This is a genomic window from Desulfovibrio sp. 3_1_syn3, assembly GCF_000145315.2.
Lineage (GTDB): Bacteria > Desulfobacterota > Desulfovibrionia > Desulfovibrionales > Desulfovibrionaceae > Desulfovibrio > Desulfovibrio fairfieldensis.
Window position 1 is genome coordinate 900,614 of sequence record NZ_ADDR02000001.1, and the last position, 13,834, is coordinate 914,447.

General features: G+C 61.0%; 9 protein-coding genes. 2 read left to right on the top strand and 7 right to left on the bottom strand.

Annotated elements, in window-relative coordinates; translation table 11 throughout:
- Positions 1-9: 9 nt before the first annotated feature.
- From HMPREF0326_RS03890 to HMPREF0326_RS03920, 7 genes are all read right to left on the bottom strand, one after another.
- The gene (locus HMPREF0326_RS03890) at positions 10-2,028 is read right to left on the bottom strand and encodes an EAL domain-containing protein (RefSeq protein WP_198012613.1); all 2,019 of its coding nucleotides are present in this window, start codon (positions 2,026-2,028) and stop codon (positions 10-12) included.
- 132 nt (positions 2,029-2,160) lie between these two features.
- Positions 2,161-3,534: an L-serine ammonia-lyase gene (locus tag HMPREF0326_RS03895; protein ID WP_008683052.1), complete on the bottom strand. Its 1,374-nt coding sequence runs from the start codon at positions 3,532-3,534 to the stop codon at positions 2,161-2,163.
- Positions 3,535-4,423: 889 nt separating this feature from the next.
- Positions 4,424-6,751 carry a hydratase gene (locus HMPREF0326_RS03900; protein WP_008683057.1) on the bottom strand — a complete coding sequence of 776 codons (2,328 nt, stop codon included), beginning with the start codon at positions 6,749-6,751 and terminating at the stop codon, positions 4,424-4,426.
- Positions 6,752-6,792: 41 nt separating this feature from the next.
- The gene (locus tag HMPREF0326_RS03905) at positions 6,793-7,473 is read right to left on the bottom strand and encodes a LysE family translocator (protein ID WP_009303405.1); all 681 of its coding nucleotides are present in this window, start codon (positions 7,471-7,473) and stop codon (positions 6,793-6,795) included.
- Between the two features lie 215 nt (positions 7,474-7,688).
- Positions 7,689-8,828: an NADP-dependent isocitrate dehydrogenase gene (gene icd, locus HMPREF0326_RS03910; protein WP_008683063.1), complete on the bottom strand. Its 1,140-nt coding sequence runs from the start codon at positions 8,826-8,828 to the stop codon at positions 7,689-7,691.
- Between the two features lie 74 nt (positions 8,829-8,902).
- Positions 8,903-10,747 carry a triose-phosphate isomerase gene (locus HMPREF0326_RS03915; RefSeq protein WP_008683064.1) on the bottom strand — a complete coding sequence of 615 codons (1,845 nt, stop codon included), beginning with the start codon at positions 10,745-10,747 and terminating at the stop codon, positions 8,903-8,905.
- A 141-nt stretch (positions 10,748-10,888) separates the two neighbouring features.
- The gene (locus HMPREF0326_RS03920) at positions 10,889-11,410 is read right to left on the bottom strand and encodes a hypothetical protein (RefSeq protein WP_008683065.1); all 522 of its coding nucleotides are present in this window, start codon (positions 11,408-11,410) and stop codon (positions 10,889-10,891) included.
- Between the two features lie 837 nt (positions 11,411-12,247).
- On the opposite strand from HMPREF0326_RS03920, the gene HMPREF0326_RS03925 reads away from it, so the two are divergent.
- Positions 12,248-12,913, top strand: coding sequence for an AfsR/SARP family transcriptional regulator (locus tag HMPREF0326_RS03925; protein WP_020990229.1), 666 nt, complete (start codon positions 12,248-12,250; stop codon positions 12,911-12,913).
- Between the two features lie 154 nt (positions 12,914-13,067).
- On the top strand, positions 13,068-13,682 hold the full coding sequence (locus tag HMPREF0326_RS03930) for a hypothetical protein (protein WP_008683069.1): 615 nt from the start codon (positions 13,068-13,070) through the stop codon (positions 13,680-13,682).
- The last annotated feature ends 152 nt before the right edge of the window (positions 13,683-13,834 follow it).

A 13,834-nucleotide genomic window follows, 5' to 3' on the forward strand; every position in this document is an offset into this window, starting at 1 on the left:
GCTTTTCCTTCAGCGTTGCCGGTCGGCGTCATGCGCGCGGCCGGGGGAAAGCGCGGCGCGGCAGACGTGCCGCCGGGGCATTTTGGAGGGCGGGGAATCGTTGGTTTTACGGGCGGCTGTTGCGCGGGTTAGGCTTCGACAACGGCGCGGTCCTCTCTCTCTCTCTCTCTCTCTCTCTCTCTCTCTCTCTCTCTCTCTCTCAATGGCCGCTTCATACTCCTGCTCAGGCATGGGCCTGAAAAAAACGTAGCCCTGCACCAGATCACAGTGGACGCTTTTCAGAAAGGCGACCTGATCCGGCGATTCCACGCCTTCGGCCACGGTCTGGATATGGAGCTTGCGGACCAGCCCGATGATGCTCTCAACCAGGATGGCGTCTCTTTCCTTATTCTCGCCGTCAATGAAGAACAATCTGTCGATCTTGAGTGTGTCGATGGGCAGGCTTTTCAGCAGGCTGAGCGAGGAATAGCCTTTTCCGAAATCGTCGATGGAGCAGGAAAAGCCTTCCTGTTTCAGCTTTTTCACGATTTCGGTCATCAACTCGAAGTTGTCGCAGGCGATGGATTCTGTGAATTCAAGGTCCAGCAGGCCGTTCGGGATGCGATAACGGTTTTTGACGGCCGCATAAGCGGCCACAAAGTCCTCCTCGTAAAACTGGAGCCGGGAAATATTCACCGAGACCGGCAGGACGGGCCGCTCCTCGTCCAACCTGCGGCGCAGGGAGCGGCAGACGCTTTCAAAGACATACTGGTCCAGCTCGGCAATGAGATGGTTTTTTTCAAAAATAGGAATGAATTTGTCGGGCGGAATGATTTGGCCGTCGGATTTTTTCCAGCGCACCAAGGCTTCGGCGCAGGCGATGTCACCGGTGCGCAGAGCCACCTTGGGCTGATAATAGACAATGAACTCCCCGTTGTTCAGGGCTTCCTGCATCTGGCTGACAAGGCCTTTTTCTTCCAGCAGGTTGTCGCGGATGCTTTCGTCATAAAAGGCATATTTGGCATAGGCGCCGTTTTTGACCGTCTTGCGCGCGAAATTGGCCCGGTCCAGAATGTTGTCTATGACCAGGTCGCCGGGGGCGTCCTCCAGGCAGCAGATGCCGCAGCATACCGGCAGGGTCTGCTTGTACCGGGATTTGTGCATGAAATCCGTGATGGCGGCGTCAACGGTCTGCTGGCGCGCAAGAACCTCTTCTTTATCCTCGTAGCGGCGCAGGATTACGAAGTTATCCGCCGAGACGCGGCCGAAGATCTCATTTCCCTTGAGTTCCTTGCCGATAATGTGAGCGTATTCCCTGAGGACCGCGCTGCCGTATTCGTAGCCGAAAACATCGTTGATATATTTGAAGTCGGCGAAATCCGCATAGGCCACGGCATAGTGCGTGGCTTCGCCGGTGCCGATCAGTTCCCTGGCCTCGCGCTTGAAGCGTTCCAGGTTGTACGCGCCCGTCAGGGGGTCCCGGTCCGCCATGTCATTCAGATTTTTGTTCAGATTCTCCAGCAGAAGCATTTTTCTGCTGTAGGCCCAGAGAATGAACAGCCAGGTCAGCAGCAGAAAAGCCGCCATGAGCACGATCAGGCGCAAGAGCATGGAGGTTTCTTTGTGGGCGAAAGCCTCCGCGGCAAAGACCGTCTTGTTCGCCAGATCAAAATAGTCTTCGCTGGCTCGCAGCAGGGCGCCGGATGCGGCCTTGTCCTGCCTGGCGGCCAGGATAGCTTTTTTCAGCCTTCTCCATTGCTGGTGAAGCTGGGATAAATTTTTGTTGTATTCCGGATCGTCGGGCCTGATCAGGCCGTATGGCCCTTCGCCGCTACGCAGTTCATTCTGGATGCCGTCAAGATAGGCTATCAGATCGTCGCGCGGCTCTTGCGCCAGCTCCAGTTTCACAAGGCGCTGGGTCGCGCCCCGTACGATGCCCACATAGTTGATAAGTCGGCCGTAGGTCTGGGATTGGTTGATGGAATAGATCGCGCCCGCGCCAAGCAGAATCACCAGCAGGAAGAGGGTCTTAAGACCAAATTTCAGCATGTTCTGCATATCTGCGCGGACCCCGGAAAGATTTTCATGGTACCCTACGCCATAACCGAACTTTTGTTAAGGTAATAAGGGCAGTATGAAGAATTTCGGCGCGCTTGTCGGCCGTGGGCTTCGCGGTCCGGGTCAGCTCCGGTAGGCCTCGCCGATGGCCTGGGCCAGTCCGCCCAGGGAGGTTTCCTTGTAGCGGGCCTGGAGGTCTATCCCCGTACGGTACATGACCTCAATGATCTTATCCAGAGAAACCACGCGCTGGCGGCCGTCTTCCAGGCGGGAGAGCTGGGCGCAGTTCACGGCGCGTTCGGCGGCCACGCCGTTGCGTTCGATACAGGGAATCTGCACCAGGCCGCCCACCGGGTCGCAGGTCAGGCCCAGATTGTGCTCCATGCCGATTTCGGCGGCCGCTTCCACCTGCTTCACGCTGCCGCCGGTGACCGCGCAATAGGCCCCGGCGGCCATGGAGCAGGCCACGCCCACCTCGCCCTGGCAGCCCACTTCCGCGCCGGAAATGGAGGCGTTCAACTTGTAGAACAGGCCGATGGCCCCGGCCGTGAGCAGAAAGTCCCGTTCGCCCTGTTCCGTGGCGTGGGGGTAGAAGTTGGTATAGTACATCAGCACCGCCGGTATGATGCCCGCCGCGCCGTTGGTGGGCGCGGTGACGATGCGTCCGCCCGAGGCGTTTTCCTCGGCCACGGCAAAGGCGTAGAGCATGGGCCAGAGGCTCAGGTCGCGACGGCCCGTGGCCTGGAGCGCGCTGACTTTGCGCAGCAGATTGGGAGCCCGGCGCCGCACCTTGTAGCCGCCGGGCAGCACGCCGTCCGTGCAGCAGCCCCGCTCCACGGATTCGCGCATGGTGCTGATGATGGTCGCCATGCGCGCGGCCACTTCCGCCTCGGAGCGCCAGAAAATTTCGTTGGCCAGCACGATGTCGGCAATGCTCTTGCCCTCCCGCTCGCAGATGGCGAACAGTTCACCGGCCGTGGCGTAAGGATAGGGCGGTGTGGGATATTCCTCTTGCGGGGCGTCGAAATCCTCTTCGGTGCGGATGAAGCCGCCGCCGACGGAATAATAGGTTTTGGACAGCAGGGACGCGCCGTCGTCGGCAAAGGCCGTAAGCGTCAGGGCGTTGGAATGGCGGGGCAGAAAGAGCCCCTTGTGCACCAGCATGTCCCGCGCATAGACAAAGGGCACGGCCCGTTTTCCAGCCAGCAGCAGGTCCGCGTCGTTTTTCAGCGCGCTGACCCGGTCGGCCAGATGAACCGGTTCCACGCTGTGCGGCTGTTCCCCCTCCAGGCCGCTGAGCACCGCGCCCATGGTGCCGTGCCCGTCGCCGGTGAGCGCCAGGGAACCGTAAAGGTCAAGCTGGACGCGGGCCGTCGTGTCCAGCAGGCCTTTGCCGCGCAGCTCGTCGGCAAAGGCCTTGCCCGCCAGCATGGGACCTACTGTGTGGGAACTGGACGGGCCGATGCCGATTTTGAAAAGGTCGAACACGCTGAGCATGATTTTCTCCGCTTGGGGATTTGTACCGAGTATGCCGGAAGCCGCGCGTGGAGTCGAGGGCGGTGGCTGACCGGCAGGGCCAATACGTTGTTATACGCGCCTGCCCTGACGAAAACTGGTATCTTCATTGGCATGCTCCGACCCCGTCCGCTATTTGTGATACACGGAGCTTAAGAACTCCTGCAAGCAAAGGCCGACTTTTATGTCGGCGATCAACGCTTTTTCGTTACTGGAAAAGCGTGTCTCTTGGCTTGTACAGTACAGCCGGGAGTGGGCTAATACAAGACCGGTCAACCGGAAATATGCCCGCCGCGCTTGCACGGTTCTTAGCTCCCGGCTGTTGTTGCTTCGACAAAGCCAATAAGAAAATGCAAGAGGTGCCTTATGTCTCCTTCAACTCCTCCCATTGTCACTCTGGTGTCACAGCTCGCAGGTCGGCAGCGGACGTTCCCACGGCATGGCGGACGTGTCACGACGGGTGAATTGCAAAGCCTGCATGCCCGCGTGCATCAATTAGAGCAAGTTGCGCTTGAAATTATCGCTTAACGGCGAAGTAAATTCGCCTTGCGATAATTTCGCGGTGCGGATTTTCACGGAAAACCCGTACAGAGCGTTGAGATATTTTCAATATCAAAATGCTCTAATATAGTGTTGCCCGCTCATCTGGCGAATACCATTGAGCGCATCAGAGCCAGGGCCGAGCTGGAACCGGCTGAGGTCCAGAAACCTGTAAACGCTGTGCCCGTTGAGCATAAGACTGTGGTTGGGGTAGGGCATAAGCGATTTTTCTGCATCCGGACTTGCGCGGTAACCAACCGATCTGGCCGATAAAAAACGGCGCGCGGATATGATCCGCGCGCCGATGGTTCTGTATTGCGGAGGTCGCGTTCTACAGCGGCCGCTTGCTGTTGTAAAAGTTGATCAGGCAGCCGTCCAGGATGATCCGGCGTTCGTCGTCCGTAAGTTCCTTGAGAGTCAGGGCGATCTGTTCGGCCCAGATTTTATGCTCGCCGTCCGCCTCGCTTTCATGCACCAGGCAGGCCAGGATATTGGGATGGGCCTTTTCCACGGCCTCGCGGATGCGCGGAATCACCAGGTAGTCGCCCACACGCAGATCCTTGGCCAGGTCAGCGTCAACCACAAAGGGCAGCATGCCCCAGTTGATCAGGTTGGAGCGGTAGCGCTTGGTGGCGTATTCCACGGCCAGGTTGGCCCAGCCGCCCAGCACTTTCTGGCAGGAGGCCGCCTGCTCGCGTGCCGAGCCGTCGCCCGGCTTGACCGCGAAAATGGTGCTGCCCAGGCCGATGTTTGCCAGCGACGTGAGTTCGTCAACGAAATCCCCCACGCCGCAAGGCGTGCAGATTTCGCGCACGCGGGCCAGCAGCGCCGGGTCCGCCGGGTTTTCCAGGCGGGCTTTTTCCAGGGCCTGGAAGGCCTTGGCCCGCTCCACGTAGCCGGGATCCTTGCGCGACAGGGTATACTCCGCCAGCTTGAGCGGATTGGAGCGCAGGGAGGAGGTCTCGCCCGAGGGAATCAGCTCGTCCGTGGTGGTCACCGGATCGGTGATCACGCTGACCACCTGGAGAATCAGATGCTGGGGCAAGGGGCTCATTTCCGGCCAGTCCGCGATGTTCGGGCCAAAGATCAGCGGGGTTTCCGGTTTGGGCGCGCCGAAGCCGTTGTAGACGCGGCGCTGATAGATGATGGGCTCGAAATGGTAGCTGAGGTCCACGTTCAGGCCGGGGTCCTTCCAGTCCAGATCCGTGGCCGGGGTCAGGCGGCCGCCGTTGGCCGCGGTGGCGGCGATGGAGCGGGCGTCCATGAGCGCCACGGCGGAGAGCTGGCCGTTCGAGGGCTTGGAGCCCTCGCGGTTGGGGAAGTTGCGCGTGGAATGGCGGATGGACAAAGCTCCGTTGGCCGGGGTGTCGCCCGCGCCGAAACAGGGGCCGCAAAAGGCGTTTTTGAGCACGGCACCGGCGGCCATCAGTTTGGTCGTGGAGCCGTTGCGCACCAGGGCCAGGGCCTGCGGCTCGCTGGCCGGGTAGACAGAGAGGCTGAAGGCCTGGTTGCCCGTGCTCTTGTCGTCCAGAATGGCGGCGGCCAGGCTGATGTTTTCAAAGGAGCCGCCCGCGCAACCCGCGATGATGCCCTGGTCCACCCATACGCCGCCCTCGCGGATCTTGCCGCGCAGGTTCAGGCCCTTGCCCGCTTCGCCGAACTGTTTCACGGCCTCTTCGTCCACGGCGGCCAGGATTTCGTCCGCGCGGCGAACCACTTCGGCCACGGGCCAGACGTTGCTGGGGTGGAAAGGCAGGGCGATCATGGGTTCGATCTTGCCCAGATCCACCCGGATCAGCCCGTCGTAGCAGGCCGGTCCCTGAAGGGCCAGTTCGGCGAAATCCTGTTCCCGCTTGTGCAGGGCCAGGTACTGACGCACTTTGCCGTCCGTGCGCCAGATGGAGGACAGGCAGGTGGTTTCCGTGGTCATCACGTCGATGCCGCAGCGGTACTCCACCGAAAGGCCGTCAATGCCGGGGCCCATGAATTCCATGACCTTGTTTTTCACAAAACCGTTCTTGAACACCGCGCCGATGATCGCCAGGGCCACGTCCTGCGGTCCCACGCCGGGCGCGGGCGTTCCTTCCAGCCATACGGCCACGACCTTGGGCGCGGGCACGTCGTAGGTCTTGCCTAGGAGCTGCTTGACCAGTTCCGGGCCGCCCTCGCCCACGCCCATGACGCCCAGGGCCCCATAGCGGGTGTGGCTGTCCGAACCCAGAATCATGCCGCCGCACTTGGTCATCATTTCGCGCACGTACTGATGGATGACCGCCAGATGCGGGGGCACGAAAATGCCGCCGTATTTCTTCGCGGCGGAAAGGCCGAAGAGATGGTCGTCCTCGTTGATGGTGCCGCCCACGGCGCAGAGGCTGTTATGGCAGTTGGTCAGGGCGTAGGGCACGGGGAATTCCGTCAGGCCGCTGGCCCTGGCGGTCTGGATGATGCCCACGTAGGTGATGTCGTGGGAGGCCAGGGCGTCAAAGCGCAGGCGCAGGCCCGCGTCTCCGGCCGGGGCGGCATTGTGGGCCGCCAGAATGCGCTGGGTCAGGGTATGGGCGCGGGCGGCGTCCGGGTCCACGCCCCGTGCGCGCGCCTCGTCGGCGGCAAGGACCTGCGCGCCGTCAATAACGGTGGTCTGGTCAAAAAGCTGGATCATGGGAAACCTTCTTCAGTAGTGTTGACGTTGAAGCCGCCCGGTCAGTCGGCATGCGACGCGGCCAGTTTGAGGCCGAAGGCGATGAACACGACGCCGGTGCAGCGGTGCAGCCATTGCTGGAAACGGGGATTTTCAAAGGCCCTGCGCACCTGGCCCAGAATATAGGCCAGGGACACGTACCAGAGCAGACAGAGCAGCGACATGATGCCGCCCAGTTCCAGAAACTGGGGGACAAGGGGCATGTGCGGGTTCATGAACTGCGGCAGGAAGGTCAGAAAAATCAATACGGCCTTGGGATTGAGCAGATTAGTCAAAAAACCCTGCTTGAAGGCGCGCCACAGGACGCGGGGCGCGGGCCGCGCCGTTGTGTCCGTCATGCTTTCCGGCTCCCGGCCGGGCAGGGGCGCGGTGCGGACCACGGCCCGGCTGGCGGCCCGGCCCTGGCGCAGGGCGTGGATGCCCAGCCAGAGCAGATAGGCCGCGCCAACGTATTTCAGGATGCTGAACAGAAACACGGATTGCGCGATGATGGCGGAAATGCCCAGCATGGCCGCGCTGGTGTGGATCACGATGCCCAGGGCCACGCCGCAGGCCGCGGCCTGACCCTGCCGCCTGCCGTCCAGAAGGGAAATCTTGGCGATCAGGGCAAAGTCCGGCCCCGGCAGGATGACCAGAATGGCGGCCAGGGGCACGTAGAGCAGCAGGTTTTCCAGCGAAATCATGGCAGGGCCTTCATGGAGAGGATAACAGCGATTCCGACGGCTCAAGGGGCGCGGCCCTTTGAGAACCCCATTTATTAAGAAGCGGCGCGGTTATGTCAGCCGGTGTTTCCGGGTGACTCTCTCCATAATCACGCTAAAGAATAAAAGTTTTGACGGGTGGGGGACCGGGGGAGGGGAACTTTTGTAAAAGTTCCTCTCCCCCGGAAAGGCGATCCCTACAAATTTTCTCCTATGATCTCGCCGAACTCCCGGCAACCGACCACGCGCGCGCCGCTGACCTGGGCGGCCAGGTCCACAGTGACGGCCTTGGCGGCAATCGCCTTGCCCACGGCGGAGCGGATGCGCTCCGCGGCCTTGGGCAGTCCCAAATGCTCCATGAGCAGCGCGCCGCAGAGGATCACGCTGCCGGGATTGGCTTTGTCCTGCCCGGCGATGGTGGGCGCGGTGCCGTGGGTGGCCTCGAAAAAGGCCAGACTGTCGGACATGTTCACGCCCGGCGCGAGGCCCAGCCCGCCCACTTGGGCGGCCAGGGCGTCGGAAATGTAGTCGCCGTTGAGATTGGGCGTGGCCAGCACCTGGTATTGCTCGGGCCGCAGCAGGGCTTCCTGGAACATGGCGTCGGCAATGCGATCCTTGACCACCAGACGGCCGGGCACGGGCTCTTTTTCCGTGCAGGTTTGGCCGCCGAATTCCTGCGCGGCCACATCGTAGCCCCACTGGCGGAACGCGCCCTCGGTGAACTTCATAATATTGCCCTTGTGCACCAGGGTCAGACTGTCGCGGCCGTTGTCCAGGGCATAACGCATGGCCCGGCGCACCAGCCGCTTGGAGCCCGCCTCGGTCATGGGCTTGATGCCCACGGCGGCGGCCTCGCCCACCTTGCTCACGCCCAGCTCGTCGCGCAAAAAGGCGATGAGCTTGCGGGCCTCGGGCGTATTCGCGGCGAATTCCACGCCCGCGTACACGTCTTCCGTATTCTCGCGGAAGATGACCATATCCACCCGCTCGGGATGCTTGACCGGGGTTTCCAGGCCGTCGAAATGGCGCACGGGCCGGATGCAGGCATAAAGATCCAGACCCTGGCGCAGGGCCACGTTCAGGCTGCGGATGCCCGTGCCCACGGGCGTGCCCAGGGGGCCTTTCATGGCGATGTCCGCGCCGCGCAGGGCGTCCATGGTGGCTTCGGGCAGGGGAGAGCCGGTTTCGGCCACGGCCTTTTCCCCGGCCAACAGTTCCTGCCAGTCCAGGCGGAGATCCGATTCCTTGGCCAGGGCCGCGTCAATGACCGGGCGCGCGGCCCGCCAGATTTCCGGGCCGATGCCGTCGCCTTCGATCCAGTAGATTTTTTTGCGCATGTTCCTTTCCCGAGTTAGCGTGTTCCGCGTAAAAAGGCCGCCTTGCCGCTACGGGCAAGCGGCCTTGCGTGGTGTTATTCGCTGTCGCTGTCGGCCTCGTCCTGCGAGCCGACTTCCTGTTGCAGGGCACGGGCGCGCTTGAGCAGCTGCTCCAGCTGGATGTCGCCGCTGACCACGCCCACGATGCGGTCTTTCTCGTCGGTCACCGCGCAGGACACCGTAATGACCAGCTTGCCGGTGAAGTGTGACTGATAGACGTCCATGATGTGCAGGTCGCCGGTCTTCATGGGCATCTTAAACCATTCGCGCTGCGAGAAGTCATAGCCTACGGGCAGGGCTTCGTAGACTTCCTTGTATTCCGGGTCCGTGACAGCCGAGCAACGCATCTTGCCCCGGGCGTCGGTGAGGCAGCAGAACTGGATGAAGGGATACTCGTGCACGAATTCATCCAGCCGGGCGCAGGCCTGCTCGCTGAGGTCGGTCAGGCCGGGACTGCGGGACAGGCGCACGATGAGATGCGCGGCCAGATCCCCGGCCAGTTGTTTCATCTGGTCGAATTCGGTGGCGAAGAGTTCGGGCATGAAGCGCTGGACCAGTGCTTCCATTTCGTCATGGGAGAAGCTGGTGGTGCGCCCGGTTTCCTCGTACACGGCCATGATGGCGTCGTAGATCTGGCCCACGGCGGGATGCTTTTTGGAAACCTGCTTGTCTTCCGCCAGATTCAGGTTGTTGTTGATCCAGTAAGCCACGCCCGCGCGGCCGGTCTTGTCGGTGATGATGATCGGCACCGGGCGCCCCAAAAGATGCTTGGTGTCGAAGATATTGTAGATTTCCTCGTTTTTGGTCAGGCCGTCGGCATGCACGCCCGCACTGGTGGCGTTGAAGTCGCGCCCCACAAAGGGATAATTGTGCGGGATGCGGTAGTGCAGCTCTTTTTCGAAGAATTGGGCCACTTCGCTCAGAACCGTGGTGTCCGCCGCAGCGTCGTCGCCGGTGAGGGAGATATATTCCACCAGCAGGGCTTCCAGGGGCGTGTTGCCCGTGCGTTCGCCGAAGCCGAACAGGGTGCCGTTGACCGCGCCGCAGCCGTACAACCAAGCCGTGACGCCGTTGACCAGCACCTTGTGGAAGTCGTTGTGGCCGTGCCATTCCAGCCACTGGCCGGGCACCCCGGCCTCGTCGGTGAAGGCCCGCACGATGCGCTGCACCGAGCGGGGCAGGGCCGCGCCGGGCCAGGGCACGCCGTAGCCCATGGTGTCGCAGAGGCGGATCTTCACCGGCATGCCGCTCTGGCGCGAAAGTTCCATGAGCCGCTGGGCCAGGGGCAGGCAGAAACCGTAAATGTCGGCCCTGGTCACGTCCTCGAAATGGCAGCGCGGAATGATGCCCCATTCCAGGGCCTGGCTGGCCAGGTCCACGTACATGTCCATGGCCTGTTGGCGGGTTTTGCCCAGCTTGAGAAAGATATGGTAGTCGGACACGCTGGTGAGCATGCCGGTCTCGTCGAATTCCATGTCCCGCACCAGCTTGAGGTCTTCCTTGGTGGCGCGAATCCAGGCCGTGACCCTGGGGAAGCGGTAGCCGCGCGCCCGGCAGACATCGATGCACTTGCGGTCCTTGGCCGAGTAGAGAAAGAATTCCGACGCCGTGATCAGCCCGGTTTTGCCGCCCAGGCGGTGCAGGAAGTCGAACATTTTGGCCACCTGCTTGACCGTGTAGGGCGGCCTGGCCTGCTGGCCGTCGCGGAAGGTGGTGTCGGTGATGCGCATCTGCTCCGCCGGACGCGGGGCCAGCAGCACTTCGTCGAAAGACGTGCGGCAAATGCTCGTATAGGGAAAAAGTTCACGGTAGAGCTGGGGCTTTTCAGGCTCGTGCAGATTCAAGACGCGGTTGCCGCCCGGCTGATGAATGATGCTCATGGGCTGTGTCTCGCTCGTGCGCGCCCTTGGGGCACGGTAGGAATTGAGGCTATAAAAATTTTGTATAGCCGCTTCCCGCCCGCTCGTCCAGTGCGCGCACTTCGCCCCCACTTCCAATGCCTTAGAATTCCCAGCCGAAGCTCAGACCCACGTTGACGGATGAGGCCGCCGTGCGGGATTCCCCACCAGATCCACCTGCGCGAAAAAGTCGTTGCCGCGTGTCAGGCGCAGACTGCCCTGCGTCAGCAACGCATTCCGCCCCACGAGGTCGGTGGACGATTCAAAGCCGGCGTTGCCATAGCCCCGGAAGGACGCGCCGCTGCGGAAAACGCCGTCCAGGATCTCGTGCCGCCAGGCGGCCAGCAGATCCACGGCAAGGCCCGCGTGGTTGGGGAGTTCCCAGGCGCGGCCCAGATGCCCGCCCAGAGAGCAGCAGGGAGTCGTAGACGCCGCCGTCCACGTTGAGGCGGCTGGCCTGGCCGCCTGTTTCCGAGATGTCCGGACGCTGCACGAAGCCGTATTCCAGCCAACCCAGTGGTCCGGCGCTGTATTTGCCCATGTCCAGTCCTTGCCCGCGCCCGTCAGCGCCCGGCCCACGCTGACCGCGTCCGTGGCGCAACCGGCCAGAATGCCGTGAATGGCCGTGAGGATGTCGTTGCGCATAAGGCCTCGACGGGAAGCGGGCGGTAAGCCGCGCCAAACAGCAGTCTGCCTCGCCGCTGTCCCGGATAGTTGCTGTACCGGCTTGATAAGCCCCGGTCGGCTCGCGGAGCGTAATGGCTTGGGGCGAAAATGAATCTTTCAATTTTTATGGAAAAATAATATATATGTATCTATACTAAAAACTTCAGAAAATAAAGTATTCCATACTGAAATTCCGGACAGATTCTCCATTCTTGCCGGTACGCCTTGAGGTGCGCTGGATCTGCCGTCTGCCACATCTTGGCAACGCCGGCGGGTTTCAAGAACCGGTGCCGTCTGCTGCTGCCGCGCTGTGATGGCCGCAAGAGAGTGCGGGATATTTTTAGGAGAGTTCTCTTTTCGTGCCTGCGGTTTGTTTCACGTCCAGACGTCTTCCAAGGCATTGAAAACAGTGTATTCCAGTCCCCGGTTGTTTGTTATGCGCATTGAAATGCGTTTGGCCATCGCTGCGGAGGCGCATGGCCAATATCAGAGCACCGAAATATCGCCCGCGAAGATGACGTTGCTACTCCTGCTGCGGTGCGGTTTTTCACAGACAAGCATAGATTTTTGACAAGGGGGTCTGAAATACGCCGGGGGACATCAATGGAATGCAGGATCTTGCCTCTTTTCCGGCTTTGCGGAGCTCCTGTGGGAAAGGCCGGGAAGGACCTTGGTCCGTGGTCGATGGGCGTCTGGCAGTATGGGCCTTGCGGCCGGGGAAAATGTCATGCTTGTCCGTATCCGCAAAAATTTTCAACTCACCCTGCCCCCAAAATTGTCTGAATGTCTTGGGCTCGCTGAAGGCGGCTGGCTGGATTGCGAACTTTGGGAGGGCGCGCTTCTCCTGAAACCCGTCGCATCCGGACCGGAAGAAACATTTCCTTCATCCAGGGGCGGCTTTTCTCGGGCCACCCTCCCTTCCCCCCTTTGTCCTCCGCACTGGAGATCCGCTGTTTCGGCAATCTCGCCTTCCGGTTGGGGGATGCGTATCTGCGCATCGGCAACAAGAAGGCCGCGGAACTTCTTGCCTATCTCCTCTGTCACGGAGGGGAACCCATACCGAAGCAGCATCTGGCAGGGCTGCTCTGGCCCCGTGTAGGCGACAGACAGGCTCTGGACAGCCTGTACAAGGTCTGCGCGCACATCGGCGCCCTGGAATACAGGGGCATCCCTCTCAGACTCCGCTCTTCCGGCGGCGAGATTCAACTGGATTGCCGGTCCATCAGCTGTGATCTGTTCCGATTCGATGCGCTGTACCAAGAAAAGGACAACATAGCGAGTTGCCACACCCTTCTGGATATCTATGCCGGACCGTTGCTGCAGACCCAGGGCTATGACTGGCTTGCTCCGTGGGAAGCCCGCTACGAACTGCGCTATGTGGAGATCCTGACCAGCCTTCTCTCCCACTATGAGCGGTCGGGAGACGCTACCAGGGCTGGAGTTTTCCGGAAAAAGCTTCTGCTGTTCAGCGGATCTGACTGAGGAGGTGTTTTTACAGGCCGGAAGAATTTTTTCCGATAATTTTCCACGCTGTTTCCGGCATTTTTCCCGACGGACTTTTTATCCTGCATCCAAGGTCGTAGCAGGCGCCGTATGACCACGAGGCTTTTAACCCTTATCCTGAAGGAGAATACCAATGACCACCTATTCCCTGATCGTGGAAAACAAATCCATTCTTACAGGCAGCATCTGCGTGTATCAGCGTGATCCGCAGCAGAGGATCAACAGAAACCTGTACTCGCTGGCCTGGTTCAGCAAGATGTGCCATCCCAATACCACGGTGGAGTTCTCCTGGAGCATCGACTATTGCTTCAACTGGGCTGAAACCGGTGCGCTCAGACCGGGGGTCCTTTTCTCTGCTTCCGAATCCCTGGCCGCCGACCCCTCGCTGGTGGACGCCACCAATACCATCGCCTTCAATTACAGCAGCGGGGCCTTCCGCTTCGTGCAGGCCAAGGAAATCACGGATCCCGGCATGCTACGCATCATAACCGACAACACCATTCCCAACAAAAAGGCCTCCATCGGCATTGGCATGTCCGGTCAGCCCGCCTTTGCCACGGACGCCGGTCCCAACCTGAGTTATTCGTTCATCCCGCATCCCCAGTACTATGTCGCCTTCGGATACTACCTCCAGGGCGAGGTCATTGACCTGAACCTGGTCTCTTCCACCGTCTGCGTCGAATACGAGGACAATATCTTCGAGAGAACCGTGCGGCTGAAGAGCAACAACACCTGGGATGCGGATTAGGCGCATCCTGCGCGCCGGAGTGCAACCCGCTCCGGCCGTTAACAGGGCCGCGCCTTTTTATGGGCGCGGCCCGCAGGGGAGGTTTTTTGACTCCGCCCTGTTGCGGAGGACGTTTCGCCGCCACTTCCCCAGAGTGTGACGCATTCAAGGAG

Bases quoted from the DNA above. Each gene is read 5' to 3' on its own strand.
- HMPREF0326_RS03890 (WP_198012613.1), bottom strand. From the start codon at position 2,028: ATGCTGAAATTTGGTCTTAAGACCCTCTTCCTGCTGGTGATTCTGCTT.
- HMPREF0326_RS03895 (WP_008683052.1), bottom strand. From the start codon at position 3,534: ATGCTCAGCGTGTTCGACCTTTTCAAAATCGGCATCGGCCCGTCCAGT.
- HMPREF0326_RS03900 (WP_008683057.1), bottom strand. From the start codon at position 6,751: ATGATCCAGCTTTTTGACCAGACCACCGTTATTGACGGCGCGCAGGTC.
- HMPREF0326_RS03905 (WP_009303405.1), bottom strand. From the start codon at position 7,473: ATGATTTCGCTGGAAAACCTGCTGCTCTACGTGCCCCTGGCCGCCATT.
- icd (WP_008683063.1), bottom strand. From the start codon at position 8,828: ATGCGCAAAAAAATCTACTGGATCGAAGGCGACGGCATCGGCCCGGAA.
- HMPREF0326_RS03915 (WP_008683064.1), bottom strand. From the start codon at position 10,747: ATGAGCATCATTCATCAGCCGGGCGGCAACCGCGTCTTGAATCTGCAC.
- HMPREF0326_RS03920 (WP_008683065.1), bottom strand. From the start codon at position 11,410: ATGCGCAACGACATCCTCACGGCCATTCACGGCATTCTGGCCGGTTGC.
- HMPREF0326_RS03930 (WP_008683069.1), top strand. From the start codon at position 13,068: ATGACCACCTATTCCCTGATCGTGGAAAACAAATCCATTCTTACAGGC.